The following is a 26,697-nucleotide window of genomic DNA, read 5'->3' on the forward strand; positions in this document are numbered from 1 at the left end:
AACGCATAGGTTAGACAAAATGATCGTAAAAATGTTTTATGAGAAGTTTGTATGAGAGGAATGGAGTTTTATGAAATTACATACGTTGCTACAAAAGTTGCAACCTTATCTTCAATATAATGATGTAGACAATATTGAAATTCAATCAATTGAAAATGATAACCGTAAAGTAGAAGAAGGTAGCTTATTTGTTTGTATAAAAGGCTACACAGTTGATGGTCATGACTTTGCTGCTTCAGCTGTCGAAAAAGGAGCAGTAGCCGTTATTTCTGAGAAAGAGCTCTCCTTAAAGGTACCCGTGATTGTTGTGAAGAGTACAAGAAGAGCACTATCTTTACTTTCAGATGCCTTTTACGGGCAGCCAAGTCAACAGTTACACTTAATAGGTGTGACAGGTACAAATGGGAAAACAACGACAACACATATCATTGATAAAATTTTATCAGATGCTGGTCAAAAAACGGGTCTGATGGGCACAATGTATACTAAAATTGGTCAGCAAAAATATGAAATTAAAAACACTACGCCTGAGAGTCTTACTTTACAGAGAACATTTAAACAAATGAAAGATACTGGCGTCACATCAGCAGTGATGGAAGTGTCATCTCATTCATTAGATGAAGGTAGAGTACATGGTTGTGATTTTGATGTAGCTGTATTTACAAATTTAACGCAAGACCACCTAGATTACCACCATACTATGGATGAATATCGTCGTGCTAAAGGCCTTCTGTTCGCACAACTGGGGAATGCCTATCATTATGATCGACCGAAATATGCTGTTTTGAACGTAGATGATCCAGCGTCATATGATTATGAAAAATCAACTTCCGCATATATACTAACGTATGGAATTGATCGAGATGCGGACTTTCGGGCAAGAAATATAGAAATGAATGCTTCTGGCACCACATTTGAATTAGACAGTCCAATCGGAACCTATTCTCTTCATATTCAGTTAATAGGAAAATTTAGTGTATATAATGTATTGGCAAGTATTGCTGCAGCTTTTGCTTCTAATATTTCTATGGAGCAAATTATCCAGTCTGTTGAAAGTGTAGCTGGCGTTGCAGGGAGATTCGAAACGGTAGATGCTCATCAAGATTTCACCGTTATTGTAGATTACTCTCATACGCCAGATAGTTTAGAGAATGCATTAAAAACAGTGCAACAATTAGCAAAGAAAAGAATCTTTACAGTTGTCGGTTGTGGAGGAGATAGAGATCGTACGAAAAGGCCTTTAATGGCTCAAATTACTTGTAAACATAGTACTGATGCTATATTTACATCTGATAATCCCCGTACCGAGGACCCTGAAAGTATTTTGAAAGATATGGAAGCTGGTGTGAAGAACGAATCTTATGTTTCAATTATTGATCGAAAAGAGGCTATACAATATGCAGTGAATCAGGCAGAACCTGGGGATTGTATACTAATAGCAGGTAAAGGTCATGAAACATATCAAATAATTGGTCATGAGCATTTTGATTTTGATGATCGATTAGTAGCGAAGGAAGCCATTGAAAAAAAGAAAACAAGTAGCAAGTGACTAAAAAAATAACATGATCATGAATGATTGAAAGGTTTAGAATATATGATAAAACGATTAAGAAAAAAACAAGTAAAACAATTCTCAATACCCGTTAAAGGTTGTGAACAATAATGATGGAGCAAGTGATATTATTTACAATAATCCTAGGTTTCTTAATTACCGTACTCATTTCTCCGTTGTTCATACCTTTTTTAAGGAGACTTAAATTCGGTCAAAGCATAAGAGAAGAAGGACCAAAATCCCACCAGAAGAAAACAGGAACGCCTACAATGGGTGGCTTAATGATTCTATTTTCAATTACATTAAGTACGCTCATTATGACTGCTAAATTCCAAGGACCGACAAGTACCACTTATTTGCTGCTTCTCGTTACTTTAGGTTTTGGTTTATTAGGATTCTTAGATGATTTTATTAAAGTAGTGATGAAAAGAAACTTAGGTTTAACTTCATTGCAAAAACTAATCGGACAGATTATTATTTCAATAATATTCTTCTTTGTATTAAAGCAAACCGGTTTTAGTACAGAAGTAGCGATTCCTTTAACCGATTTTTCCATTGATTTAGGATGGGGCTATGCCTTATTTATTATTTTTTGGCTCGTTGGGTTTTCAAATGCTGTGAACTTAACAGACGGGTTAGATGGATTGGTAAGTGGGACAGCAGCAATCGCATTTGGTGCATTTGCCGTCCTAGCTTGGAGTCAATCATTATTTGAAGTATCAGTGTTTTCAGTAGCAGTTGTTGGTGCACTTCTTGGATTTCTTGTATTCAATGCACATCCAGCCAAAGTTTTTATGGGTGATACAGGATCACTTGCATTGGGTGGAGCAATTGCAGCGATTGCCATCATGACAAAGTTTGAACTAATCTTACTAATCATAGGCTTCGTATTTGTTATTGAAACATTATCAGTGATTATTCAAGTAGCTTCTTTCAAGACAACAGGTAAACGTGTATTTAAAATGAGCCCATTACATCATCACTACGAGCTTGTAGGGTGGTCAGAGTGGCGCGTTGTTGTGACATTTTGGACAGTAGGTCTTCTTTGTGCCATTCTCGGAATCTATGTAGAGGTGTGGATGTAATGAAAACAGTGAATCATTATCATCATAAAAAAATACTCGTGTTAGGACTTGCTAAAAGTGGTGTCGGTGCGGCATCTCTACTACATAAGTTAGGTGCTTTTGTAACGGTAAATGACTATAAACCTCTAGATGAAAATCCGGAGGCCCAAAGCTTATTACAGCAAGGTATTACCGTAATTTGTGGAAGTCACCCAGTCGACTTGCTTGATGAAGGGTTTGAATATGTGGTAAAAAACCCTGGCATTCCATATAGCAACCCTATTGTCCAAGGGGCGATTGATAGAGGGTTACCGGTTATTACGGAAGTAGAACTGGCTTATCAAATATCCCAAGCTCCATTTGTTGCTATTACTGGTACAAATGGGAAAACAACAACGACAACGCTCATTAATGAAATTTTTCAGGCTGCTAATAAGTCTTCGCTTATTGCTGGTAACATCGGAAAGGTATCTTCTATCGTTGCGGAAAACGCGAAGAAGGAAGATACAATTATTATTGAGTTGTCTTCTTTTCAATTAATGGGAATTGAAGCATTTCGCCCGAAAATTGCTATTTTAACCAATCTTTATGAAGCACATATTGATTATCATGGCACAATGAAAGAATATATCAGTGCAAAAGCGAATATCACAAAAAACCAAACGAAGGAAGATTACTTCATTGTAAATGCTGATCAAGAAGCAGTGATGGAAGTAGCTGCCCATTCAAAAGCAACAATTATCCCGTTTTCTACCACTAGAGAATTGGAAAAAGGTGGATATATCAAAGACGGCATCATTTACTTTAATGAGGAAGCAATTATATCTATTACCGATATTGTTCTCCCGGGGGCACATAACTTAGAAAACATTCTATCAAGTATCATTGCTACGAAATTGTCCGGTATTAATAATGAAGCCATCTATCAAGTTTTAACGACTTTTCAAGGAGTAGCGCACCGTCTACAATTCGTTGGCGAAAAGAATAAAAGGCGTTTTTATAATGATTCAAAGGCAACAAATATTTTAGCGACAACGAAAGCTTTAGCTGCCTTTGATCAGCCGATTGTTCTTCTAGCTGGCGGTCTTGATCGTGGTAATGCCTTTGATGAGCTTATACCAGCACTTACAAATGTAAAAGCCGTCGTAACTTTCGGTGAGACGGCTGAAAAAATTGACGCTGCTGCTGCTCGTGCAGGGATAAAAAGCATCGTACATGCCAATAATGTGGAAGATGCTGTGCCACTGGCTTTTGACCTTTCAAAAGAAGGAGATATTATCTTACTTTCGCCCGCGTGTGCAAGTTGGGATCAATATAAAACTTTTGAAGTAAGAGGAGACATTTTTATAGAAGCGGTGCATAAGCTTAAGTAAAGGGCTTGTCTGCCGGTTCAAATGATCCTATTCCTTTAGCTAAGCTTGATTTTGTTCGGTAGAGGAAACTGCAAACAGCCCTAAAACTTGCATTTAGAGGTGTGTTGACTTTGCCAACTAAAAAAGCCACTCCAGATATGATATTAATTATTGTTACGCTCATGCTCTTAGCTGTTGGACTAACGATGGTTTATAGTGCCAGTGCCATTTGGGCAGATTACAAGTTTGATGACGCTTTTTTCTTCGCGAAAAGGCAGTTACTATTTGCAGTTGTGGGTTTAGTAGCCATGTTCTTTCTTATGAATGTCGATTATTGGACATGGAGAACATGGGCAAAAGTCATCATCATTGTTTGTTTTGTGTTGCTATTATTAGTATTAATACCTGGTATAGGAAATGTTAGAAATGGATCAAGAAGTTGGATAGGGGTTGGTGCATTCTCTATTCAACCTTCCGAGTTTATGAAACTAGCGATGATTGCTTTTCTCGCTAAGTTCCTTTCCGAAAAACAGAAACTCATTACCTCATTTAAGAAGGGGTTAGTACCTTCATTAGGTCTAGTATTTCTTGCTTTCGGCTTAATCATGTTACAGCCTGATTTAGGCACGGGAACTGTAATGGTAGGGACTTGTATTGTAATGATATTCGTGTCAGGTGCAAGAATTAAACATTTCGCATTTTTAGGTTTAATCGGTATAGGAGGCTTTGTTGCTTTAGTGCTCTCTGCTCCTTATCGAATCAAAAGAATTACTTCCTTCTTAGATCCTTGGCAGGACCCTTTAGGAAGTGGATTTCAAATTATACAATCTCTTTATGCAATTGGTCCAGGTGGATTATTCGGTTTAGGTTTAGGAGAAAGCAGACAGAAATTCTTCTATTTACCAGAACCACAAACAGATTTTATTTTTGCTATATTATCTGAGGAATTAGGTTTTATAGGGGGCACATTCGTGATTTTACTCTTCGCTCTTCTTTTATGGAGAGGAATTAGAGTAGCGCTTGGTGCACCAGATTTATATGGTAGTTTTTTGGCAGTAGGAATTATCGCCATGGTTGCCATACAAGTAATGATTAATATTGGAGTAGTCACTGGTTTAATGCCAGTAACTGGGATCACTTTACCATTCTTAAGTTATGGAGGTTCTTCATTGACCCTTATGTTAATGGCAATTGGTGTGCTACTTAATATTAGTCGGTATTCTCGTTATTAATGAAACCCATTTTAGGGTTTCTTTTTTTGCTGATAGGAAAATCGCAAATTAAAAAAGAATATATAGTTAAAGCTTCAATTATGTGGTATTACTTGGTTTAATTTGTTAGTGTAGAACATTCATTTATTTCAAAAGGGAAAGAGATTTTCCAAATTCATTACATTTGCATGACATTGTAGGTTATCATTTCTTCCTTTCAGTGCAAATATAGTAGAATAGGATAAAGTAAGACTAGTAAACAGTAAGGAAACTAACAGCTTTGTTTGAGGTGAAAGCATGAAAATTGCATTAAGTGGTGGTGGCACAGGTGGACATATTTACCCTGCGCTTGCCTTAATTCGAGAAATTCAAAAGCAAGATAAAAACGCAGAATTCTTATACATAGGTACTAAAAATGGGCTAGAGGCATCGATTGTTCCTCGTGCTAATATACCTTTTCAGTCAATTGAAATTTCAGGATTTAAAAGAAGCTTATCTTTAGATAATGTGAAAACGATTTGGCGGTTCTTAAAAGGTGTTCAAGAAAGTAAAAAAATGTTGAAGGAATTTCAGCCAGATGTCGTAATTGGTACAGGTGGTTATGTATGTGGGCCAGTTGTATACGCTGGTGCCAAGTTGGGGGTTCCAACAATCATTCATGAACAAAATAGTGTACCTGGTTTAACTAATAAGTTCCTTAGTAAATATGTTGATAAAGTAGCTGTATGCTTTGATGAAGCTGTGGCAAGCTTTCCTAAAGGAAAGGTAGTTATGACGGGTAATCCCAGAGCAACAGAAGTGCTTGGACAAAATGCCATTAATGGTAAATTATCTGTGGGTCTAGATCCAGCTAAACCATCTGTTTTGATTTTCGGTGGTAGTAGGGGAGCAAGGCCGATTAATGATGCCGTGTTAAAAACATTTACACAGTTAGCATCTAGGCCGTATGAAGTATTATATATCACCGGTGAGGTCCATTATGAAAGTGTAAAGAAAGAGGCTGAATTGGCTGGAAATCCCGAAAATATCAAAATCAAGCCTTTTATTCATAATATGCCAGAAGTATTAGCCGGAACGGACCTTGCTGTAACAAGAGCAGGGGCAACAACCCTAGCTGAATTAACGTCATTAGGCATCCCAAGTATATTAATACCAAGCCCATATGTTACGAATAATCATCAAGAAAAGAACGCGAGAGCATTAAGCGACCATGGCGCAGCAGAATTACTCCTAGAAGGAGATTTGAGTGCGAATAAATTAATTGAATCGATTGACCGGATTTTATTAGATGAGGACAAAATTGTCGCAATGAAATCTGCTGCAAAGAAGATAGGCGTCCCAGATGCAGCCGATCGGTTATATAATGTCATGAAAAAATTAATGAAAGACAAGTAGTAATGTAGCCCATTCTTGATGGTATTAGCATAATATAGAATGACGATACAGAGAGGGCGGATGTTATGCAGAGCGTATTTAGTAAGTTGAAAAACGCTATAAATGGAACGGTGAAAGAAAAAGAACCGCTTGCTTATCATACTACGATGAAAATCGGTGGACCTGCCGATATTTTTATTGAACCTAGGACAATAGAAGATTTGCGTAAAGCGATGGATGTTATTGTCTCGCATAAAATGAAATGGACTGTCATAGGAAGAGGCTCTAATTTATTAGTAGCTGATGATGGCATTGAGGGAGTAGTTATTAAATTCGGTAAAGGCTTTGCCCACCTCGAACTAGAACAGGAACTCCTAAGGGTCGGTGCAGGATACCCCCTTGTAGCATTAGCTACAAAAGTGAGTAAACAAGGGTATGCAGGGCTAGAATTTGCAAGTGGAATTCCTGGTTCTGTTGGTGGAGCAGTCTTTATGAACGCAGGTGCACATCAATCGGATATCGCAACTATTCTTGAGAAAGCGTATATCCTTTTTCCGAATGGTGAAATGCACTGGTTAACAAACGAAGAAATGAAATTTTCGTATCGTACGTCTATTTTACAAAAAGAACGACCTGGCATTGTTGTTGAAGCGATTTTTCGCTTAGTGCAAGGAGAGAAAGAAGCGATTATTGATAGGATGTTACGTAATAAGGCTTATCGAAAAGAAACACAACCATGGGATTCCCCTTGTGCAGGGAGTATTTTTAGAAATCCACTACCACATCATGCTGGTCAGCTGATTGAAGCAGTTGGTTTAAAGGGGCATTCACTGGGAGGCGCCCAAATCTCGCCAATGCACGGGAATTTTATCGTGAATAGTAATCAGGCAACTGCTGAAGATGTTTTGGGTCTGATTCAACATGCGAAGGATACGGTATTAGCAGAGAAGGGCATAGCATTGCAAACAGAAGTTGAAATAATTGGGCGTAAGTAGCGAAAAAGACCAACTTCCATTCCAATTATTGTGATATAATCATTCAATAGAATGATGATAAGTGAATAAAGATTTAGGTATATTATCTCATTATGTTAATATATTAGTTTAATTAACCGAAAATAAGGATATATGCTGTGAGTAACGATGTACGAGGTGATGATGCTGGAACAAGGAAAAATAGTATCCATAGAAGATAGAATTCCTAAATTAAAACAGCAGAGAAAAAAGAAAGCGAACCGTAGACTCATTTTCCTACTTATTTTCTTTTTATTTCTGATTGCCTTAGTAGTTTATTTCCAGTCACCGTTGAGCAATATAAAAGCAATTAAAGTATCAGGTAACACTGTCTTCAGCAATGAAACGATTGTAGATCAAAGTGGATTAACTGAAGATATGAATATATGGAAAGTTGATGAAGCTGAGATTGAGCAAGTGCTTTTAAAACTACCAGAAATGAAAGAGGTAAAAGTAGCAACTGAGTTTCCAAATACAGTCGTTATTTCGGTGAAAGAACATAAACGAGTAGCTTATATTATGGAAGGTGAGGATTATATACCCGTTCTTGAAAACGGTAAAACTCTCTCAGTAAAAGGTGAAAGTGAGTTCCCAGCCAGTGCACCTATTTTATTTCAATTTTCTGAAGGAAATGTGTTAGAGAAGATGATTGCGTCTCTTGGTCAATTACCAGAAGAAGTTCGTAATTCAATTTCAGAAATACACGCGACACCTAAAGAAACAGATAAAGAGGCAATTACGCTATACATGAATGATGGGTATGAAGTAATCGCTACATTAGCTACCTTTGTCGATAAAATGTCTCATTACCCGGCAATTGTCGCTCAACTTGATCCCGAAGTAAAAGGAATTATTGATATGGAAGTGGGCTCTTACTTTAAGCCTTATGGCGAAGGGGGAGCTAATGAGAATGAAAAAGAACAAGAAGAGGAAGTTGAAGAATAATCAGGTTATCTTTTCACTTGTTTTCATTGGATTAGGTTTTCTAATTGCTTATTCCTTTCAATTGGCGAAAGATACAAAGGGTGACAGTAGTATAACGAGTAACCAGTGGGAGAGGGATCAGCAATTAAGACGTGAATTGATTGATTTGGAAGAAAAAAATCTTAGCCTTCAACAAGAATTGTACAAGTCACAAGATGCTCTGCAAAAAATAGAAAAAGAATTCTCTCAAGATGAGCAAGTATATAGTAATCTTGCCGAGGATGCCGATAAATATCGAATGTATTTGGGCAAAGTCAAAGTGAGTGGCCCTGGTGTAAATGTCACTCTCTTGGACGGGGAATACAATCCTCAAGCCGATTCAGCGAATAATTACATCGTACATGAACATCATGTGTTTCAAGTTATTAATGAGTTATACATTGCCGGTGCTTCAGCTGTCGCCATTAATGGTCAGCGCTTAACGCATTCCTCTTATATTGTCTGTAACGGACCAGTCATTGAAGTGGACGGGAAGCAACACCCAGCCCCATTTGTTATATCTGCGATTGGAGATGCGGATGTTCTCACATCGGCACTAAATATTGCTGGCGGTGTTAAAGACTTACTTGTCAATGAAAATATTCAGTTTTCATTAGAGAGTAAATCAGAAATCATAATGGACCCGATAATTGGTAGTTAGTGCTTTTTCTATCATGATAGGTATAATAGTTGATGGAAAAAGAAGATAGGTGAAACGATGAACAAAAAGCAATGGGGTTTTACGATAATTACAGTCTTAATTGGTGTCATGCTAGCCATTCAGTTTAAAACGGTCAAGAATACAGATGTAAGAGATACAAGAGATACATGGCAATTGCGGGAAGATCTGCAAAATGAGGAAGCATTACGGCTTGAGTTGCTAGAGGAAATCAGATCACAAGAAGAAAAAATAGCGCAATATGAAAATAATATAGCTGCTAATAAGGAAGAGATTCTGAGAACAACATTGGATGAGCTCAAAACAGAAGTAGGGTTGACAGAAAAATCAGGTCCAGGTTTGATTTTAACGATACAACCTATTGCTGAGGAATTGATTATCGGCTCACAAGTGGGCAAGGTCACACCCGATTTATTGAAGAGGTTATTAAATGAACTCAACCGTTATGGTGCGAAAGAAGTAGCAATCGGTGGTCATCGGGTAATCAACTCTACTGTGATAAGAGATATTAATAATATAACTAAAATAGATGGTTATTCTATTCAGGCCTTACCGTTAGAATTGAGGGTTATTGTAGAAAATGAGCAGGATGCGGAACAAATGTATAAAAGAATGCAAGTTTCTAAATCTATAGAAGACTTTTTTATAGAAAATTTAACACTCGATATACAACTAGCGGAAAATGAGATTACTGTACCAGCCTACAATGAACCAATTCAAATGACTGATATGAAGGAGGCGGGCAAGAAGAGCGAAGGAGGACATTCATAATGTGGCTACCCATCTTAGGTTTATTTATCGGGTTGTTTATCGGGTTTATGACAGATTTTCAAATTCCTGATGAATACGCCAATTACTTATCAATCGCTATTCTTGCTGCACTTGATACACTTTTTGGTGGTATTAGAGCCCATTTACAAGATGTGTATAGTGAAAAGATCTTTGTATCCGGATTTTTCTTTAATATTATGCTTGCAGCAGGTCTTGCTTTTCTAGGGGTTCATCTTGGTGTAGACTTATATTTAGCAGCTGTATTTGCCTTCGGTGTGAGGTTATTTCAAAACATCGCTGTTATTCGAAGGATTTTATTAGCCAGGTGGACAAGTAAGAATGAAAATTTAGAAAAAAATTGATTTTAAAAAAGGGAATAGTTTAGTTTTGACGAATAATTTTATTAATATCAAATTTGGTTTATCAGTTTAATATATAAAGGTTTTATAATGAAAACTGCAAGAGTAAGTAACTAAAAAAGTAGACTCGCAAAAAGGGAGGTGCCACAGAATGAACAGCAATGAAATATATGTCAGCCTTGACATCGGTACATCCAGTGTAAAAGTAATCATTGGTGAGATGGTCAATGATTCTTTAAACATTATTGGTGTTGGCAATGTAGCTTCCGAAGGATTAAGAAAGGGCTCCATTGTTGATATAGATGAAACCGTTCATTCTATTAGAAGAGCAATTGAACAAGCTGAAAGAATGATTGGCATGGAGATTAGAAGAGTGATAGTAGGTATCACTGGTAACCATGTTATGCTTCAGCCTTCTCACGGTGTAGTTGCCGTGTCAAGTGAAAATAAGGAAATCTCAGATGATGATGTAGCGCGTGTGATGGATGCTGCCCAAGTGGTATCAGTGCCACCTGAGAGAGAAATTATTGATGTTATTCCAAGGCAATTTATTGTAGATGGATTAGATGAAATCAATGATCCAAGAGGTATGATTGGTGTAAGGTTAGAAATGGAAGGTACCATCATAACCGGATCTAAAACTTTATTACATAATACGCTTAGATGCGTTGAACGCGCAGGCCTAGAAATTATGGATATTACCCTTCAGCCGTTAGCAGCAGGTGCTTTCGCCTTATCGAAAGATGAGAAAAACTTAGGTGTGGCACTTGTTGATATAGGTGGTGGTTCAACAACGATTGCTATTTTTGAAAATGGGGTACTAAAGGATACAAGTGTATTGCCTGTTGGAGGAGAACATATCACTAAAGACTTATCGATTGGTTTACGAACTTCAACTGAAGATGCTGAAAAAATTAAGATAAAACATGGGTATGCTTTTTATGATCATGCTTCAGAGGAAGAGGTATTTAGTGTACCAATTATCGGCAGTGATCAACATCAGCAATTTAATCAGCTAGAAATAGCAGATATTATTGAAGCAAGAATGGAAGAAACCTTTGATCTTATTCAACATGAGATAAGAAGGCTAGGGGCATCAGACCTTCCAGGTGGTTATGTCTTATGTGGAGGGGTTGCAAATACGCAAGGGGTATTAGAACTTGCTCAAGTGGTCTTCCAGAATAGAGTGAGAATAGCCGTACCTGATTATATTGGGGTTAGAGAACCACAATATTGTACAGCAGTTGGCTTAATACAGTTTGCATATAAAAATGCAAAGATACAAGGAAAGAACATGGAGGCAATTGTCGATCAGCCTGAAGCAAATGAAAAGAGAACACAAAAGCAAACACAGCCGAAGAAAAGCACAGAAAAAGAGCCGGAACAAAAAGTGACATCAAGAGTTAAAAAGTTCCTTGGATACTTTTTCGAGTAGCAAAAACAAAACATTGTATTGTAATAGATTAATAGCAAGGCAGATTGTAAATTTACAGTAGATGTGAGTTAGCTATTAAACAGTTAATCATCAAGATAAATGAGCGAATCGAAAAAAAGGTGTTCTTAGGAATATCGACGAATTAGGAGGATTTGTCATGTTGGAATTTGATACGAATTTAGATTCATTAGCAACGATAAAAGTAATTGGAGTTGGTGGCGGAGGAAATAACGCCGTTAACCGCATGATTGAGCATGGTGTACAAGGTGTTGAATTTATTGCAGTGAATACAGATGCTCAAGCGCTAAACCTATCCAAAGCCGAAGTGAAGATGCAAATTGGTGGTAAATTGACAAGAGGGCTCGGTGCAGGTGCCAATCCAGAAGTAGGAAAAAAGGCAGCTGAAGAAAGTAAAGAGCAAGTAGAAGAAGCATTAAAAGGTGCAGATATGGTATTTGTTACTGCTGGAATGGGCGGAGGAACAGGTACAGGTGCTGCTCCTGTTATAGCTCAAATCGCACGTGATTTAGGCGCTTTAACAGTGGGTGTTGTGACAAGACCTTTTACATTTGAAGGTCGTAAACGTTCTACTCAAGCAGCTGGTGGAATAGCTTCTATGAAAGATGCTGTGGATACATTGATTGTTATCCCTAATGATCGTTTATTAGAAATTGTAGATAAAAGTACACCGATGCTTGAAGCATTCCGTGAAGCAGATAATGTTCTTCGCCAAGGTGTTCAAGGTATTTCAGATTTGATTGCCACACCTGGTTTGATTAACTTGGACTTCGCTGATGTAAAAACAATTATGTCCAATAAAGGTTCTGCACTTATGGGAATCGGATTAGCTGCAGGAGAAAATCGAGCAGCAGAAGCTGCCAAGAAGGCCATCTCTTCTCCATTATTAGAAAAGTCTATTGATGGTGCGCAAGGGGTTCTAATGAATATTACAGGCGGATCAAACTTAAGCTTGTATGAAGTACAAGAAGCAGCAGATATTGTTGCATCAGCATCAGATCAAGATGTTAATATGATCTTTGGTTCTGTTATCAATGAGGATTTGAAGGATGAGATTGTTGTAACAGTTATCGCGACTGGCTTCAATGAAGAAGTTATTCAAACAAAGCCTTCAAAGCCTGCATTCGGCCAGAATAAAGGAAATATTGGTGTCGGATCACAGGTGCAAAAGCGTGAAACGTATCGTGAACGTGAGCGGGAAGAAGCTGCCACACATGAGCAGCCATCAAGGAATACAGCAAAGGAACATCCAGAAGATACATTAGATATCCCAACATTTTTAAGAAATCGTAACCGCAGAAGATAATTCAATTTGTGTAAGAAAGCCAATGTCCTTAAGTTTAAGGACATTGGCTTTTTTTTGTTTTAAAAGAAGAATGCCCCACAAATATATGTACGATTAGTAAAATACTATTCTATATTTATGTTAATCAAAGATAAGAACTCTCTAAAAAGTTAGTAACATTAAAAACTTCCCCATTTTCGTCATTTTCCCCACGTGAGACAGACCGCAAAAAACTGACAAAAAAAGAAAAGAATAGTGAAAATTTCTGCTGTTTTACCAACAGAAAGTGACATCTTTATCTTGATGAATAGGCTATACTTTTTTTAGCACATCAATAAGACAGCCACCCATAAGAATATACATTGTTAGTTTTAGGGGGGAAGAAGGCAGATTGGCCATTTATTTAGATATTATTTGGGCATTAAATTTGTTGTTTGATAGTCTTCTCCTATATTTAACGTCTATTCTTCTGAAAATCGAAGTTAAATTATGGAGAATAGCCACAGGAGGTTTGGTAGGCTCAATAATAATCTTATTATCCATTACACCGATTCATGCATACTCCAGTCATCCAATAGGTAAGTGGTTATTTTCTATTTTCATGGTTTTTATTGTATTTGGTTTTAGAAGATTAACTTTTTTTATTAAAGCGTTAAGTACATTTTATGCAGTAACCTTTTTAATCGGTGGTAGTTTAATTGCTGTTCATTATTTTATTCAATTTGATTTAGATCTAACATCAACCGTGATGCTTGCATCCGTAAAGGGCTTTGGTGACCCTATTAGCTGGCTATTCGTATTATTAGGTTTCCCTATTGCCTGGCATTTTTCAAAGAAAAATTATGATTCTATTGAAATGACCAAGATCAATTATGAGTCGAATGTAAATGTGCAAATTCAACTAAAAGGCGAAACCTATGAGTTCCAAGGTCTAATAGATAGTGGTAATCAGCTTTACGATCCATTAACAAGAGTACCTGTGATGATTGTTTCGATTGACCAGCATAAAGAGTCTTTTCCAGAAGCGATTACAACAATGGCAAAAGATCCAGATGGTGCGATAGAAGGCAGGTGGGAAATCCCGAACGATTGGATGTCAGTTGTCCGAGTGATCCCTGCAAAAGTGGTCGGTAACGATAATCAAATGCGACTTGCCCTCAAACCAGAGAAGATTACTTTGGTTAAAGATAATGAAGTCATTGCAGTGGATAAAGGGTTAATTTCATTTACTATGCAAAAATTGTCCCCAGAGAATCGCTTTCAATGTATTGTACATCCAAAAATGTTAACAGGTGCAAAGAAGGTTAGTTAAAGTGCATGAGAAATAAACCATTATAGGGAGGAGAAAGAGTGCGTAAACTTAAATTTCGCTTATCATATTATTGGTATAAGCTTTTAATGAAATTAGGTTTAAAGACAGATGAAATATATTATATAGGTGGTAGCGAAGCTCTTCCCCCGCCACTTAGTAAAGAAGAAGAAGCAATATTGTTAAACAAGCTTCCTAAAGGAGATCAAGCAGCAAGGTCAATTTTAATTGAACGGAATTTGCGTTTAGTAGTGTATATTGCCCGCAAGTTTGAGAATACAGGCATTAATATTGAAGATCTCATTAGTATAGGAACAATTGGCTTAATAAAGGCAGTTAATACTTTTAATCCGGAGAAAAAAATCAAACTGGCTACATATGCCTCACGATGTATTGAAAATGAGATATTAATGTATTTACGTAGAAATAACAAAATTCGCTCGGAAGTTTCGTTTGATGAACCACTTAATATTGATTGGGATGGGAATGAATTATTATTATCAGATGTTCTTGGCACAGAGGAAGATATAATCACTAAGGATTTAGAAGCAAATGTCGATAAAAAGCTCTTAATCAAAGCACTTCATCAATTATCTGATAGAGAAAAACAGATCATGGAATTGCGTTTTGGACTTGGTGAGGATGAGGAAAAAACACAAAAAGATGTTGCTGATATGCTTGGGATTTCTCAATCCTATATTTCAAGATTAGAAAAAAGAATCATTAAACGTTTGAAAAAAGAATTCAATAAAATGGTGTAAAAAAATTTTTTTCGTCGTTGAAATATCTGTTAAATAAAGGATATTTCTTTTTTTTGCAATTTATGCGCATTTTTCTTGTGCATATTTTTCCTTCTCGCGGAGATACTGATTTTTGTACAGCAGCTCCTGTGAGGAGGGAATGGGATTGACTCGAAATAAAGTAGAAATTTGCGGAGTAGATACATCAAAGCTTCCAGTACTAAAGAACGAAGAAATGAGAGCACTCTTCAAGCAAATGCATAATGGAGATACATCAGCAAGGGAGAGCCTAGTAAATGGGAACCTCCGACTCGTTTTAAGTGTCATTCAACGGTTTAATAATAGGGGTGAATTTGTTGATGACTTATTTCAAGTTGGCTGTATCGGTCTTATGAAATCTATTGATAATTTTGATTTAAGCCAAAATGTAAAATTCTCCACTTATGCTGTTCCTATGATTATTGGAGAAATCCGTAGATATTTACGCGATAATAATCCAATAAGGGTATCTCGTTCCTTACGTGATATCGCCTATAAAGCCTTGCAGGTAAGAGAACGCCTAATGAGTAAAACTTCAAAAGAACCAACAGCTGAAGAGATTGCGAAAGAGTTGGATATTCCGCATGAAGAAATTGTTTTCGCCCTTGATGCAATACAAGATCCTGTATCACTTTTTGAGCCTATTTATAATGACGGCGGCGACCCAATCTTTGTAATGGATCAACTCAGTGATGAAAAGAATAAGGATATTCAATGGGTGGAAGAACTTGCACTAAAAGAAGGCATGAGACGCCTGAATGATCGAGAAAAAATGATATTACGCAAAAGGTTTTTTCAAGGAAAAACACAAATGGAAGTTGCTGAAGAAATTGGTATTTCTCAGGCTCAGGTCTCACGCTTAGAAAAAGCAGCTATTAAACAAATGAATAAAAATATTCAAAGCTAATATGCCAGGAGAGTTTGACACAAATGTGTTAAGCTCTTTTTTTATATAGATGTGAGTGCTAATCCAAAAAAGATCCTTCTGTTAGAGCTTGCATAGCATAAGAGGAAATGTAAGAAATCTCATAGAAAATACACACAAATAGGTAAAACTGGATACAAATATTTGTTTTATATAAACGGACAAAAGCAGAAGAACTATTACGCAAAAAAGTAGGATACACCTACAATAAATGCTTGCTTGACAAATATTATAAGTAAACATCTTGAGATCCACTTAGTCTCAAATCACACCAAATATGAACTCGGTATTTTTAATCTTTCTCAACATATATTGTATTAAAAGGAGGCGTTTAAAATGATGAGGATCTCAAGCTTTCAAATGAAAGATGTTATTAATGTTGCAGATGGTAAGAAGTTAGGATTTATTAGTGATATTGATATCGATGTAGCAACTGGGAAAATAGACTGTATTTTCATAAGTCAACAAAACAAAATGCTTCCTTTTTTTAATAAGCTGGAGGATATTGTGATTGAATGGGGCGATATTTTAAAGATTGGGGAGGACGTGATCCTTGTCCGTTTTCCTCATCAATATCAATTAAATGAACCAAAAGAAGAATATAGCAATCGATAGTTATAGCTGTAAACCTTAATCGCAATATGGTAAACTAAAGAAAAAAATGGGGAAAGTGTATGGAGCCATTTCAATTAACGAATGAAAAATATTTGATTATAAAACATTGGTTTGAAAAATATGGACTTACCTGTGGGTTTACAACTAAAAATGATGGGTATAGTGACAAAGCTTACACATCGCAAAACTTTGGCTTTCATGTAGGTGACCAACAAGTGCATGTTATTCAAAATCGAATAGCATTAGCACAAGAATTACAATTTCCGTTAGAGAATTGGGTGGGAGCAGAACAAACTCATGGTGTTCATATTGAATATGTTCAAACTAAAGATAGAGGTAAGGGCGCAAAAGAGTATGATACATCATTTGCTGCTACAGACGCCTTGTTTACAGATGAAAAAGATTTATTATTAACCATGTGTTACGCAGACTGTATTCCCCTATATTTCTTTCATCCAAAGAGTCAGCATATGGCTGTTGCTCATGCAGGATGGAAAGGGACGGTCTTTGAAATCGCTAAAAATGCGATTGATGCCTTCCGTGAAAAAGGAATTCATCCACAAGAGGTCGAAGTTGTTATAGGCCCGGGTATATGTCGTTCTTGTTATATTGTAGATAATTATGTAATTAACAAAGTGAACGATTGCCTAGGAGAAATAGCTCCTAGTGTATATAATGAAATAGCTAAAGGTCAATATCAATTAGATTTAAAACGATGTAATCAGCTCATATTGCAGAAATATGGTGTTTTACGAGATAATATTCATACTACTGAATATTGTACAAGCTGTCATGAATCCTTGTTTTTTTCACACCGAAGAGATGACGGAAAAACGGGTAGATTGATGAGCTTTATTGGTTTGCGTGAGGAGGAATAGCATCTTGAATGTACAAACAAACCTAGAGAATATACAGGAAAATATACAAGCTGTTTGTGAGAAAGTTAATCGTTCTAGTGATGAAGTGAAAATTATCGCTGTGACAAAATATGTATCAACAGAAAGAGCGCAGGAGGCAATTGCAGCGGGGGTTAATAACCTTGGGGAAAATCGCGATGAAGGCCTATTAGAAAAACAAGCTGTCATTAAAAATGGGGCTGTTTGGCATTATATCGGAAGCTTACAATCTAGAAAAGTAAAAAATATCATCAATAAAGTGGATTATATCCATTCATTAGATCGCATATCTCTTGCAAAAGAGATTGAAAAGCGAGCGAATAAACCAATTAAATGCTTTGTACAAGTTAATGTGTCTGGAGAAGATTCGAAGCAAGGGTTATCCAAAGAAGAAATCATTCCTTTTGTTAAATCACTGTCAGATTTTAAACAAATAGAAGTAGTTGGTCTTATGACAATGGCACCATTTACAAGTGATGAGACAGTATTAAGAAATTGTTTTCGAAATTTGAAGTTGATTCAGAAAGAAGTATTATCCCTTCAATTATCTCATGCACCGTGTAAAGAATTATCAATGGGGATGTCCAATGATTATCAAATTGCTATTGAAGAAGGGGCAACAATGGTCCGTATAGGAACGGCTTTAGTTGGAAAAGAAAAGTAAGGAGGCTAGGTGCAGATGAGTATAAAATCAAAGTTTAAATCATATTTCTTTTTAGATGACGAAGAAGACAACTATGAGACAAGAGAAGATGATTACGCTAATAGTAGGGATCGTAAAGAAGAGCAAGAAACAACCTCTGTGCGGACTTCTCAAAGGCAGCACGCTGCAACAAAACAAAATGTCGTAAGTTTACAATCCGTTCAAGGACAAGGCGGTCAGCAAAAATCATCAAAAGTTGTCCTTGTGGAGCCACGGGTCTATGCTGAAGCTCAAGAAATTGCTGATCAATTGAAGAATAGAAAAGCAGTTGTGGTTAATCTCCAAAGAATTGATAAAAGCCAGGCAAAGCGCATTGTTGATTTTTTAAGTGGAACTGTGTATGCCATTGGTGGAGATATACAAAAAATTGGAATGGACATCTTTTTATGTACACCTGAAAACGTTGAAGTATCTGGGAATATTTCACAAATGATTCAGGAACATGAAGAAGAAAACTCGAGGTGGTAAATTAAATATGGCAACTTTATTTTCGATTATTATAACAGCCGTGGAGATTTATTCATGGGCATTGATTATATACATACTCATGTCATGGTTTCCGAATGCAAGAGAATCTAGTATTGGGCAAATGTTAACAAAAATTTGTGAACCATTTCTTGAACCATTTAGACGTGTCATTCCGCCAATTGGTGGGATGTTAGATATTTCGCCGATTGTAGCGATATTAGTATTAAATTTAGCTACATCCGGAATAAGACAAATATTTTTTTGGATGATGTAAAAAATACGAGCTAATGCTTAGCTCGTATTTTGTTTTTATCAATAACAAATCATCGAATTCTAAGACAGTTGTAAAACAAATAAAAAAATAAATGTTATACTATTATACAATTGTAAACATAGGGGTAAGCGAGAAATTAGGCATTTCTTGCCTAACCAGTTTTAAAGGAGTAAGCTAATGTCAAATATATATCAACATTTTCGTATGGAAGAGAGAGAGTTTATTGATCAAGTGTTAAGTTGGCGACAAACGGTTGAACAAACGTATGCGCCTAAGCTTACAGATTTTCTCGATCCAAGGGAACAAGATATTTTACACACCATCATTGGTTCTCAAAGTGATGTGCGCGTCCAATTTGACGGTGGACATAGAAACGCTGAAAGAAAACGCGCGCTTATTTTTCCTGATTATTTTATACCGGAAATGGACGATTTTCGCTTAGAGTTATACCAAGTAAATTATCCGCATAAATTCGTATTAATCGAGCATCCCCAAGTACTTGGAAGCCTGATGTCACTCGGATTGAAAAGAAGTAAATTTGGAGATATTTTGTTTGAAGGTCATACGATACAAGTAATTGTCTCTAAGGAAGTATCCTCTTATATTTCTATGCAATTAGAATCTGTTGGGAAAGCTTCTGTTCAACTTGAAGAAAAGCCATTTTCATCTGTTATCGATGCAAAAGAGCAGTGGCAAGAAAAAGTTTTTACAATGTCATCCTTAAGACTTGATACGCTTATTGCATCGATTTATAATTTTTCTAGACAAAAGGCGCAACAACTCATTTCTGCAAAAAAAGTAAAAGTAAATTGGGCAATGAAAGAAAATGTAGCATTCGATTGCCGTGAGAGTGATACAATTTCAGTAAGAGGCTATGGGCGCTGTAAGGTTATTGCGATAGAGGGAAAAACGAAGAAAGAAAAATGGAAAGTAGTTGTCGGTATACAAAAATAATCTTTTTTAGCTATAATGATTATAGTGTTTTACCGATATAAAATTGAAAGTGTATCGAATTTTATGCAGGAATCTGCAAGAAACTGTCGAATTACATGTTAACAAATGTACATAATTTGACCAACTGATCTAGGAGGTGGCCTTATGCCATTAACACCATTAGATATTCATAACAAAGAGTTCAGCAAAGGTTTTCGTGGATATGATGAAGATGAAGTAAATGAGTTTTTAGATCAAGTGATTAAAGACTATGAAATCATTATTCGTGAGAAGAAGGAATTAGAAGAGCGTTTAAACGACTTAAATGAAAGAGTCGGACATTTTAATACGATTGAAGAGACGTTAAATAAGTCGATTGTTGTTGCGCAAGAAGCTGGCGAAGAAGTGAAGCGAAACGCACAGAAAGAGGCAAAGTTAATTATTCGGGAAGCGGAGAAAAACGCCGATAGGATTGTGAATGAATCATTATCTAAAGCAAGGAAGATTGCGCTAGATATAGAAGATTTGAAAAAGCAATCGAAAGTATTTAGAAATCGTTTTAAAATGTTAATTGAAGCCCAATTAGATATGCTTCAGAATGATGACTGGGACCACTTAATGGAATATGAGCTAGATACAACAGAATTAAAGTCTACAAAAGAAGAAGAGTCTAGAGTATAAGATACTTTTATCTTTTAAGATGAACGACGACTTGACGAAGTTGTATCCTATCGCATATAATCTAGAAAAAACATGATAAAACGATGACAGGGATAGTAGCATTCTATCTTACTTAAAAGAGTGGATTTCCACTTCAGCGATTCAGGGAAGGTGAAAGCCTGATATTAAGGAGAAGAATTTGAACATCACCCTTGAGTTCCTTACTTGAGCTAAAAAGTTAGAGTAAGGCGTAGACGTTCACGTTACGAATTGATTTTTGAGCGGATAGGAAATTTCTCTATCTACAAGGGTGGTACCGCGGGAATATATAACCTCTCGTCCCTTTTTTGGGATGAGGGGTTTTTTGTGTTTTTTCCGAGTACCTTATGTATGAACGCTACTTTGGTCATAATGTTATGTAGTATGTTGAGGAGGAAATGAGCTATGGATTACAAAGATACTTTATTAATGCCTAAAACAGATTTCCCAATGAGAGGAAATCTGCCAAAAAGAGAACCTGAAATGCAAACAGAATGGAATGAACAAGATATTTATGCAAAAGTGCTTGAGCGCACGAAAAATCAACCGTTGTTTGTCCTACATGACGGTCCTCCTTATGCGAATGGCGATCTTCATATCGGACATGCGTTAAATAAAATTTTAAAAGACTTCATTAACCGCTATAAGTCAATGAGTGGTTACCATGCACCATATGTACCTGGTTGGGATACGCATGGATTACCCATTGAACAAGCGTTAACGAATAAAGGTGTAAAACGTAAAGAAATGACGGTAGCAGAATTCCGTAAGCTTTGTGAAGAATATGCGTACGGTCAAATCGAAAATCAACGTGAACAATTCATGCGATTAGGTGTTCGTGGAGATTGGGAAAATCCCTATATTACATTAAAACCTGCCTATGAGGCCCAACAAATCAAAGTTTTTGGTGAGATGGCGAAGAAAGGTTATATCTATAAAGGGAAGAAACCTGTATACTGGTCACCATCATCTGAGTCTGCATTAGCTGAAGCTGAGATTGAATATAAAGATAAGCAATCCGCTTCCATTTATGTAGGATTTAAAGTGAAAGATGGCAAAGATGTTTTAACTGATGACGTACGTATTGTTATTTGGACAACTACTCCTTGGACAATGCCAGCTAACTTAGGTATTTCTGTCCACCCGAAACTAAAATATGTTGTCGTTGAAGTGGATAACGAAAAATATTTAGTAGCTGAAGACCTGCTAGCGGCTGTATCAGAAGAGATTGGCTGGGAAAATCCTAAGGTCGTTCAAACCATTCAAGGTAGTGACTTAGAATATGTGACTGCTGAACATCCATTATATGGCCGTGATTCACTTGTTATGCTAGGTGACCATGTAACTACAGACGCTGGTACTGGTTGTGTTCATACGGCTCCAGGACATGGTGAAGACGACTTTTACATCGGATCTAAATATGGTTTAGATGTATTATGTCCAGTAGATGATAAAGGGGTAATGACAGAAGAAGCGCCTGGCTTTGAAGGTCTTTTCTATGATAAGGCGAATAAACCAATCACTGAAAAATTAGAAGAAGTTGGCGCGTTATTGAAGCTTTCTTTTATCAAGCATTCTTATCCACATGATTGGCGCACAAAAAAACCAGTTATTTTCCGTGCAACGGCTCAATGGTTTGCGTCAATTAAAGATTTTAGACAGGAATTATTGCAAGCAATTAATGATACAACATTTACACCAGCATGGGGCGAAACAAGGCTTTATAATATGGTTCGTGATCGTGGCGATTGGTGTATTTCTAGGCAGCGCGCATGGGGTGTGCCAATTCCTGTATTCTATGCAGAAAATGGAGAAGAGATTATTACAGACGAAACCATTAATCATGTATCCAACCTATTTAGAGAGCATGGTTCTAATGTGTGGTTTGAAAAAGAGGCAAAGGAATTATTGCCTGAAGGATTTACTCATCCAGGTAGCCCAAATGGAGTATTTACAAAAGAAACTGATATTATGGATGTGTGGTTTGATTCCGGTTCTTCGCATCAAGCTGTATTGCTAGAACGTGAAGATTTACAAAGACCAGCAGACCTTTATCTAGAAGGATCTGATCAATATAGAGGTTGGTTTAACTCATCATTATCAACAGGTGTCGCTGTAACTGGTAAGGCGCCATATAAAGGCATCTTAAGTCACGGCTTTGTTTTAGATGGTGAAGGTAGAAAAATGAGTAAATCAATTGGTAATGTCATTGTACCTTCAAAAGTGATGAACCAATTAGGTGCAGATATTTTAAGACTTTGGGTTGCATCAGTTGATTACCAAGCAGATGTAAGAGTATCTGATCCAATCTTAAAACAAGTAGCAGAAGTTTACCGTAAAATTAGAAACACTTTCCGCTTCTTATTAGGAAACTTAGCTGATTTTGATCCAGCAGTACATCGAGTTTCTTATGATGATTTACGTGAAGTCGATCAGTTTATGTTAGTGAAGTTAAATAAACTAATCGAAACATCGCTTCAATCATATGAGAACTATGAATTTGCAGGTATTTACCATGCTGTGAATAATTTCTGCACATTAGACTTAAGTTCGTTCTATTTAGACTTTGCGAAAGATGTATTGTACATTGAAGCGCAAGATCAACATGATCGTCGTGCGATTCAAACAGTGCTTTATGATAGCTTAGTTGCCCTTACTAAGCTTGTATCACCGATTCTTTCTCATACAGCTGATGAAGTTTGGCGTCACATTCCAAATGTGGAAGAGATGAGTGTTCAATTGACAGATATGCCGTCAGTAGAAACTTTTGCCAATGCGGAAGAATTAACGGCAAAATGGACAGCATTCATGAAATTAAGAAATCATGTCCTAAAAGCTCTAGAAGAAGCACGAAATGAAAAAGTAATCGGTAAATCATTGACAGCAAAAGTAACGTTGTATGTCGATAACGAAACCAATTCATTACTTGATTCTATTTCAGAGAGCCTACCACAACTCTTTATCGTTTCTGCATTTGAAGTGGCAGGCAGCTTAGAACAAGCACCAAATGAAGCACATAAATTTGACAATGTAGCAATCCTAGTTTCCAAAGCTGAAGGCGAAACATGTGAACGTTGTTGGACTGTCACACCAGAAGTAGGGGAAGTAGATGAATTTTCAACACTTTGCCCACGTTGTGCTACTGTCGTAAAAGAAAACTATAGCCATTTGAGCTAAGTGGCAGTAGGTTAAAAAGTACTACCATATTTTTGGCCCGGACTAACCGTTCGGGTCTTTTTCTAATTATATAAAAAGGATTAATGAAGATAGAAAATGAAGTAAAGCTAAAAATGATTTTTACCATAAAGCAAGTATGTTAGTGCATGGTTTTTATAATGTCTCGGCTTTTCACACTTTCCATTTTAATCCTTCATGATAATGAGTAAAAACTAATAAAATTTTCCTCAACCTGCAAAACTTGTTCAGCTTGTAAAATCTTTAGAGGCGTTCAAAATTAGCCAGTTGCTCATAATAACTTTATGAACAATCTTGTAGGATGAAGGGGGATTTTTTTGAACAATCAACCACATGTTATTCCACTAATTGAAGAGCTTCGTAATACGAGACAAGAGTTACTTGAGAGGTTAATGCAAAGTAATCTTCACCCCTTTATAAATGAAATGATATTAGATGAATTATATGATGTTGAAAAGGCAATTGAGAAGTATGAAAATGGCCAATTCGGCACATGTGAAATTTCTGGTGAGTTTTTGCCAGAGGATTTATTAACATTAATCCCTACGCTGAAAACAATGGACGATTGTCAGTCTCTTAAAAGGTTCTATCGTAAAGCCCTATATGATTAAAACGATCGCTTAAAGAGCAAAGCTACCGTTTTTTATGGGTTTATGCTAAAATGCAAAGGTATACAAATGAATATTGGAGGTTGCCTTTGTGTTTTTCTACATAATCGCTTTATTGATTATTGCTTTTGATCAATGGACTAAATGGTTAATTGTCAAGAATTTTACGCTTGGTGAAAGTATTACTGTCATTGAAGATTTTCTGTATATTACTTCCCATCGGAACACAGGTGCAGCCTGGGGAATATTAGAAGGTCAAATGTGGTTCTTTTATTTGATTACTGTTATTGTCATCATCGGAATCATTTATTATATGCAAACACATGCGAAGGGAAAATGGCTTCTTCAGCTCTCATTAGCACTTATATTAGGTGGTGCAATTGGAAACTTTATTGATCGTCTTTGGCGAAAAGAAGTGGTTGATTTTATTCATACTTTCCCGTTCGGATATAACTTCCCGATATTTAATGTTGCGGACTCCTCTCTATGTGTAGGTGTCGTGTTGTTATTAATACAGATGATACGAGAGGAAAGAGAAGTGAAAAAGGAGAAAGCAAATGAGCAAAGTGGAACATAATGTCACCGATAATCAAGCGGGTGATCGAATTGATAAGGTGCTGGCTAATCTGAATGCAGAATGGTCAAGAACACAAGTGCAAGAATGGATAAAAGCAGGACATGTGCTTGTCAATGGTAATAAAGTGAAAACAAATTATAAAGTAGTAAATGAAGACCATCTTGATATTATTATTCCTGATCCAGAGCCATTAGATGTAGTTGCTGAGGATATGGATTTGGATATTTACTATGAAGATAGTGATGTTTTAGTTGTCAATAAACCGAGGGGAATGGTTGTACACCCTGCGGTTGGACATGGAACAGGTACATTGGTAAACGGATTATTGGCACATTGTAAAGACTTATCAGGTATAAATGGGGTTATGAGACCAGGTATTGTCCATCGCATTGATAAGGACACTTCCGGCCTTCTGATGGTTGCTAAAAATGATCTTGCCCATGAGAAGTTAGTAGAGCAACTAGTTAATAAGACGGTGACGAGAAAATACAAAGCGATTGTTCACGGCGTTGTCAATCATGATCATGGCACAATTGATGCGCCAATTGGCAGAGATACGAAAGATCGTCAAAGTATGACGGTTGTGGATGGTGGCAAACATGCTGTAACGCATTTTAATGTTATCGATCGTTTTAAAGATTTTACTTTGATAGAATGTCAGCTCGAAACGGGAAGAACGCATCAAATCCGTGTTCACATGAAATATATTGGCTTTCCATTAGCTGGCGATCCGAAATATGGACCGCGAAAAACGCTTGAATTCGGAGGACAAGTGCTTCATGCAGGTGTGTTAGGATTTAATCATCCAAGAACAGATGAGTACCTTGAATTTACGGCACCATTGCCAGCTGATTTTAAACAGCTAATTGCTATGTTGGAAAAATAATTGTTGACACATAAGTTGAAGTGTTATAAGATGAATTCAGTTAAATAAGTCCTTTAAGAACAGTCCCGTGAGGCTGGGAAGGAAACGGTATGAACATACGGTTGTTGTATGTTCAAATAAAGTACAATCGTTTACCCTCTCATCCTTAGGTGAGAGGGTTTTTTAGTATAAAATGAGGTGAAAAAGATGTCACAAAAAGCCATTGTACTGGACGAACAAGCGATAAGAAGAGCACTGACAAGAATAGCTCATGAAATGATTGAAAAGAATAAGGGCATAGAGGATTGTGTGCTTATTGGAATTAAGACAAGAGGAATTTATATTGCTAATCGCTTAGCAAAACGAATAGAAGAAATTGAAGGTGCCAAGGTTTCGGTTGGTGAAATTGACATTACGCTATATAGAGATGACTTATCAAAGAAGACAGCTAATCAAGAACCACTTGTTAAGGGTTCAAATATCCCGATTGATATTAACGATAAGAAAGTGATTGTCATTGATGACGTCCTTTATACTGGAAGAACGGTAAGAGCAGCATTAGATGCTTTAATTGATATAGGTAGACCTTCAGCTATTCAATTAGGTGTGCTTGTCGATCGTGGTCATAGAGAATTACCGATTAGAGCCGATTATGTGGGGAAAAATATTCCAACTTCAAGTTCAGAAAAAATAGTTGTCGAACTAAATGAAATTGATCAAACAGATCAAGTTAGTATTTTTGAAAAATAAATGAGCCCTTTTTAAATGCAGTCCA

At 36.6% G+C, this 26,697-nt stretch carries 27 protein-coding genes and 1 other annotated feature; all 27 genes read left to right on the top strand.

Annotation, left to right across the window (positions count from 1 at the left end):
- Positions 1-70 precede the first annotated feature (70 nt).
- The 27 genes from MKX83_RS10065 to pyrR all read left to right on the top strand — a co-directional run bounded on the left by MKX83_RS10065 (position 71) and on the right by pyrR (position 26,672).
- Positions 71-1,549, top strand: coding sequence for a UDP-N-acetylmuramoyl-L-alanyl-D-glutamate--2,6-diaminopimelate ligase (locus tag MKX83_RS10065; protein WP_307314562.1), 1,479 nt, complete (start codon positions 71-73; stop codon positions 1,547-1,549).
- A 113-nt stretch (positions 1,550-1,662) separates the two neighbouring features.
- Positions 1,663-2,637, top strand: coding sequence for a phospho-N-acetylmuramoyl-pentapeptide-transferase (gene mraY / locus MKX83_RS10070; RefSeq protein WP_095369616.1), 975 nt, complete (start codon positions 1,663-1,665; stop codon positions 2,635-2,637).
- Entirely contained in the window at positions 2,637-3,989 is a 1,353-nt protein-coding gene (gene murD, locus MKX83_RS10075) for a UDP-N-acetylmuramoyl-L-alanine--D-glutamate ligase (protein WP_341055238.1), read from the top strand. The genes mraY and murD overlap by 1 nt, the downstream gene beginning before the upstream one ends.
- A 110-nt stretch (positions 3,990-4,099) precedes the next feature.
- Positions 4,100-5,200, top strand: a complete 1,101-nt coding sequence (spoVE, locus tag MKX83_RS10080; RefSeq protein WP_095369615.1) for a stage V sporulation protein E — start codon at positions 4,100-4,102, stop codon at positions 5,198-5,200.
- 276 nt (positions 5,201-5,476) lie between these two features.
- The gene (gene murG / locus MKX83_RS10085) at positions 5,477-6,574 is read left to right on the top strand and encodes an undecaprenyldiphospho-muramoylpentapeptide beta-N-acetylglucosaminyltransferase (RefSeq protein ID WP_095369614.1); all 1,098 of its coding nucleotides are present in this window, start codon (positions 5,477-5,479) and stop codon (positions 6,572-6,574) included.
- A 65-nt stretch (positions 6,575-6,639) separates the two neighbouring features.
- Positions 6,640-7,548 (top strand): UDP-N-acetylmuramate dehydrogenase, encoded by a 909-nt coding sequence (murB, locus tag MKX83_RS10090; protein ID WP_095369613.1) that lies wholly within the window; start codon positions 6,640-6,642, stop codon positions 7,546-7,548.
- Between the two features lie 162 nt (positions 7,549-7,710).
- Positions 7,711-8,511 carry a cell division protein FtsQ/DivIB gene (locus tag MKX83_RS10095; protein ID WP_341055241.1) on the top strand — a complete coding sequence of 267 codons (801 nt, stop codon included), beginning with the start codon at positions 7,711-7,713 and terminating at the stop codon, positions 8,509-8,511.
- A complete protein-coding gene (locus tag MKX83_RS10100; RefSeq protein ID WP_095373479.1) occupies positions 8,477-9,190 on the top strand; it encodes a DUF881 domain-containing protein in 714 nt (237 codons plus the stop codon). Before MKX83_RS10095 ends, MKX83_RS10100 begins: the two co-directional genes overlap by 35 nt.
- 57 nt (positions 9,191-9,247) lie before the next feature.
- A complete protein-coding gene (locus tag MKX83_RS10105; RefSeq protein WP_307314552.1) occupies positions 9,248-9,979 on the top strand; it encodes a DUF881 domain-containing protein in 732 nt (243 codons plus the stop codon).
- Positions 9,979-10,341 (top strand): small basic family protein, encoded by a 363-nt coding sequence (locus MKX83_RS10110; protein WP_095369611.1) that lies wholly within the window; start codon positions 9,979-9,981, stop codon positions 10,339-10,341. Before MKX83_RS10105 ends, MKX83_RS10110 begins: the two co-directional genes overlap by 1 nt.
- A gap of 148 nt (positions 10,342-10,489) precedes the next feature.
- A complete protein-coding gene (gene ftsA, locus MKX83_RS10115) occupies positions 10,490-11,773 on the top strand; it encodes a cell division protein FtsA (RefSeq protein ID WP_095369610.1) in 1,284 nt (427 codons plus the stop codon).
- 157 nt (positions 11,774-11,930) lie between these two features.
- Positions 11,931-13,097, top strand: coding sequence for a cell division protein FtsZ (gene ftsZ, locus MKX83_RS10120; RefSeq protein WP_307314547.1), 1,167 nt, complete (start codon positions 11,931-11,933; stop codon positions 13,095-13,097).
- 370 nt (positions 13,098-13,467) lie between these two features.
- Complete coding sequence (gene spoIIGA / locus MKX83_RS10125) at positions 13,468-14,388, top strand: sigma-E processing peptidase SpoIIGA (RefSeq protein ID WP_095369608.1); 921 nt, start codon at positions 13,468-13,470, stop codon at positions 14,386-14,388.
- Positions 14,389-14,426: 38 nt separating this feature from the next.
- Positions 14,427-15,146, top strand: coding sequence for an RNA polymerase sporulation sigma factor SigE (gene sigE / locus MKX83_RS10130; protein WP_095369607.1), 720 nt, complete (start codon positions 14,427-14,429; stop codon positions 15,144-15,146).
- A 145-nt stretch (positions 15,147-15,291) separates the two neighbouring features.
- Positions 15,292-16,071 (top strand): RNA polymerase sporulation sigma factor SigG, encoded by a 780-nt coding sequence (gene sigG, locus MKX83_RS10135; RefSeq protein WP_095369606.1) that lies wholly within the window; start codon positions 15,292-15,294, stop codon positions 16,069-16,071.
- A 354-nt stretch (positions 16,072-16,425) separates the two neighbouring features.
- Positions 16,426-16,704, top strand: coding sequence for a YlmC/YmxH family sporulation protein (locus tag MKX83_RS10140; RefSeq protein WP_095369605.1), 279 nt, complete (start codon positions 16,426-16,428; stop codon positions 16,702-16,704).
- Between the two features lie 59 nt (positions 16,705-16,763).
- Positions 16,764-17,582: a peptidoglycan editing factor PgeF gene (gene pgeF / locus MKX83_RS10145; RefSeq protein WP_095369604.1), complete on the top strand. Its 819-nt coding sequence runs from the start codon at positions 16,764-16,766 to the stop codon at positions 17,580-17,582.
- 4 nt (positions 17,583-17,586) lie between these two features.
- Positions 17,587-18,264: a YggS family pyridoxal phosphate-dependent enzyme gene (locus tag MKX83_RS10150; protein ID WP_095369603.1), complete on the top strand. Its 678-nt coding sequence runs from the start codon at positions 17,587-17,589 to the stop codon at positions 18,262-18,264.
- A gap of 15 nt (positions 18,265-18,279) precedes the next feature.
- A complete protein-coding gene (locus tag MKX83_RS10155; protein ID WP_095369602.1) occupies positions 18,280-18,771 on the top strand; it encodes a cell division protein SepF in 492 nt (163 codons plus the stop codon).
- 7 nt (positions 18,772-18,778) lie between these two features.
- The gene (locus tag MKX83_RS10160) at positions 18,779-19,045 is read left to right on the top strand and encodes a YggT family protein (protein ID WP_095369601.1); all 267 of its coding nucleotides are present in this window, start codon (positions 18,779-18,781) and stop codon (positions 19,043-19,045) included.
- Between the two features lie 177 nt (positions 19,046-19,222).
- Complete coding sequence (locus MKX83_RS10165; RefSeq protein ID WP_095369600.1) at positions 19,223-19,999, top strand: YlmH family RNA-binding protein; 777 nt, start codon at positions 19,223-19,225, stop codon at positions 19,997-19,999.
- 144 nt (positions 20,000-20,143) lie between these two features.
- Positions 20,144-20,659, top strand: a complete 516-nt coding sequence (locus MKX83_RS10170; protein WP_095369599.1) for a DivIVA domain-containing protein — start codon at positions 20,144-20,146, stop codon at positions 20,657-20,659.
- Positions 20,660-20,733: 74 nt separating this feature from the next.
- Positions 20,734-20,985, top strand: a binding site (T-box leader).
- A gap of 97 nt (positions 20,986-21,082) precedes the next feature.
- Positions 21,083-23,854 carry an isoleucine--tRNA ligase gene (gene ileS / locus MKX83_RS10175; protein WP_095369598.1) on the top strand — a complete coding sequence of 924 codons (2,772 nt, stop codon included), beginning with the start codon at positions 21,083-21,085 and terminating at the stop codon, positions 23,852-23,854.
- 335 nt (positions 23,855-24,189) lie between these two features.
- Entirely contained in the window at positions 24,190-24,483 is a 294-nt protein-coding gene (locus tag MKX83_RS10180) for a hypothetical protein (protein ID WP_224938549.1), read from the top strand.
- 88 nt (positions 24,484-24,571) lie between these two features.
- Positions 24,572-25,057 carry a signal peptidase II gene (gene lspA, locus MKX83_RS10185; protein WP_095369597.1) on the top strand — a complete coding sequence of 162 codons (486 nt, stop codon included), beginning with the start codon at positions 24,572-24,574 and terminating at the stop codon, positions 25,055-25,057.
- Positions 25,038-25,943, top strand: a complete 906-nt coding sequence (locus MKX83_RS10190; protein ID WP_328199043.1) for an RluA family pseudouridine synthase — start codon at positions 25,038-25,040, stop codon at positions 25,941-25,943. The genes lspA and MKX83_RS10190 overlap by 20 nt, the downstream gene beginning before the upstream one ends.
- A 186-nt stretch (positions 25,944-26,129) precedes the next feature.
- Positions 26,130-26,672 (top strand): bifunctional pyr operon transcriptional regulator/uracil phosphoribosyltransferase PyrR, encoded by a 543-nt coding sequence (gene pyrR / locus MKX83_RS10195; protein ID WP_095369595.1) that lies wholly within the window; start codon positions 26,130-26,132, stop codon positions 26,670-26,672.
- Positions 26,673-26,697 lie beyond the last annotated feature (25 nt).

The organism is Cytobacillus sp. FSL M8-0252 (genome assembly GCF_038007345.1).
Lineage (GTDB): Bacteria > Bacillota > Bacilli > Bacillales > Cytobacillaceae > Cytobacillus > Cytobacillus kochii.

Excerpts from the sequence above, each read along its gene's own strand:
- MKX83_RS10065 (WP_307314562.1), top strand. The coding sequence starts at position 71 with ATGAAATTACATACGTTGCTACAAAAGTTGCAACCTTATCTTCAATAT.
- mraY (WP_095369616.1), top strand. The coding sequence starts at position 1,663 with ATGATGGAGCAAGTGATATTATTTACAATAATCCTAGGTTTCTTAATT.
- murD (WP_341055238.1), top strand. The coding sequence starts at position 2,637 with ATGAAAACAGTGAATCATTATCATCATAAAAAAATACTCGTGTTAGGA.
- murG (WP_095369614.1), top strand. The coding sequence starts at position 5,477 with ATGAAAATTGCATTAAGTGGTGGTGGCACAGGTGGACATATTTACCCT.
- murB (WP_095369613.1), top strand. The coding sequence starts at position 6,640 with ATGCAGAGCGTATTTAGTAAGTTGAAAAACGCTATAAATGGAACGGTG.
- MKX83_RS10095 (WP_341055241.1), top strand. The coding sequence starts at position 7,711 with ATGCTGGAACAAGGAAAAATAGTATCCATAGAAGATAGAATTCCTAAA.
- MKX83_RS10100 (WP_095373479.1), top strand. The coding sequence starts at position 8,477 with ATGAAAAAGAACAAGAAGAGGAAGTTGAAGAATAATCAGGTTATCTTT.
- MKX83_RS10105 (WP_307314552.1), top strand. The coding sequence starts at position 9,248 with ATGAACAAAAAGCAATGGGGTTTTACGATAATTACAGTCTTAATTGGT.
- MKX83_RS10110 (WP_095369611.1), top strand. The coding sequence starts at position 9,979 with ATGTGGCTACCCATCTTAGGTTTATTTATCGGGTTGTTTATCGGGTTT.
- ftsA (WP_095369610.1), top strand. The coding sequence starts at position 10,490 with ATGAACAGCAATGAAATATATGTCAGCCTTGACATCGGTACATCCAGT.
- ftsZ (WP_307314547.1), top strand. The coding sequence starts at position 11,931 with ATGTTGGAATTTGATACGAATTTAGATTCATTAGCAACGATAAAAGTA.
- MKX83_RS10140 (WP_095369605.1), top strand. The coding sequence starts at position 16,426 with ATGATGAGGATCTCAAGCTTTCAAATGAAAGATGTTATTAATGTTGCA.
- pgeF (WP_095369604.1), top strand. The coding sequence starts at position 16,764 with ATGGAGCCATTTCAATTAACGAATGAAAAATATTTGATTATAAAACAT.
- MKX83_RS10155 (WP_095369602.1), top strand. The coding sequence starts at position 18,280 with ATGAGTATAAAATCAAAGTTTAAATCATATTTCTTTTTAGATGACGAA.
- MKX83_RS10160 (WP_095369601.1), top strand. The coding sequence starts at position 18,779 with ATGGCAACTTTATTTTCGATTATTATAACAGCCGTGGAGATTTATTCA.
- MKX83_RS10165 (WP_095369600.1), top strand. The coding sequence starts at position 19,223 with ATGTCAAATATATATCAACATTTTCGTATGGAAGAGAGAGAGTTTATT.
- MKX83_RS10170 (WP_095369599.1), top strand. The coding sequence starts at position 20,144 with ATGCCATTAACACCATTAGATATTCATAACAAAGAGTTCAGCAAAGGT.
- ileS (WP_095369598.1), top strand. The coding sequence starts at position 21,083 with ATGGATTACAAAGATACTTTATTAATGCCTAAAACAGATTTCCCAATG.
- MKX83_RS10190 (WP_328199043.1), top strand. The coding sequence starts at position 25,038 with ATGAGCAAAGTGGAACATAATGTCACCGATAATCAAGCGGGTGATCGA.
- pyrR (WP_095369595.1), top strand. The coding sequence starts at position 26,130 with ATGTCACAAAAAGCCATTGTACTGGACGAACAAGCGATAAGAAGAGCA.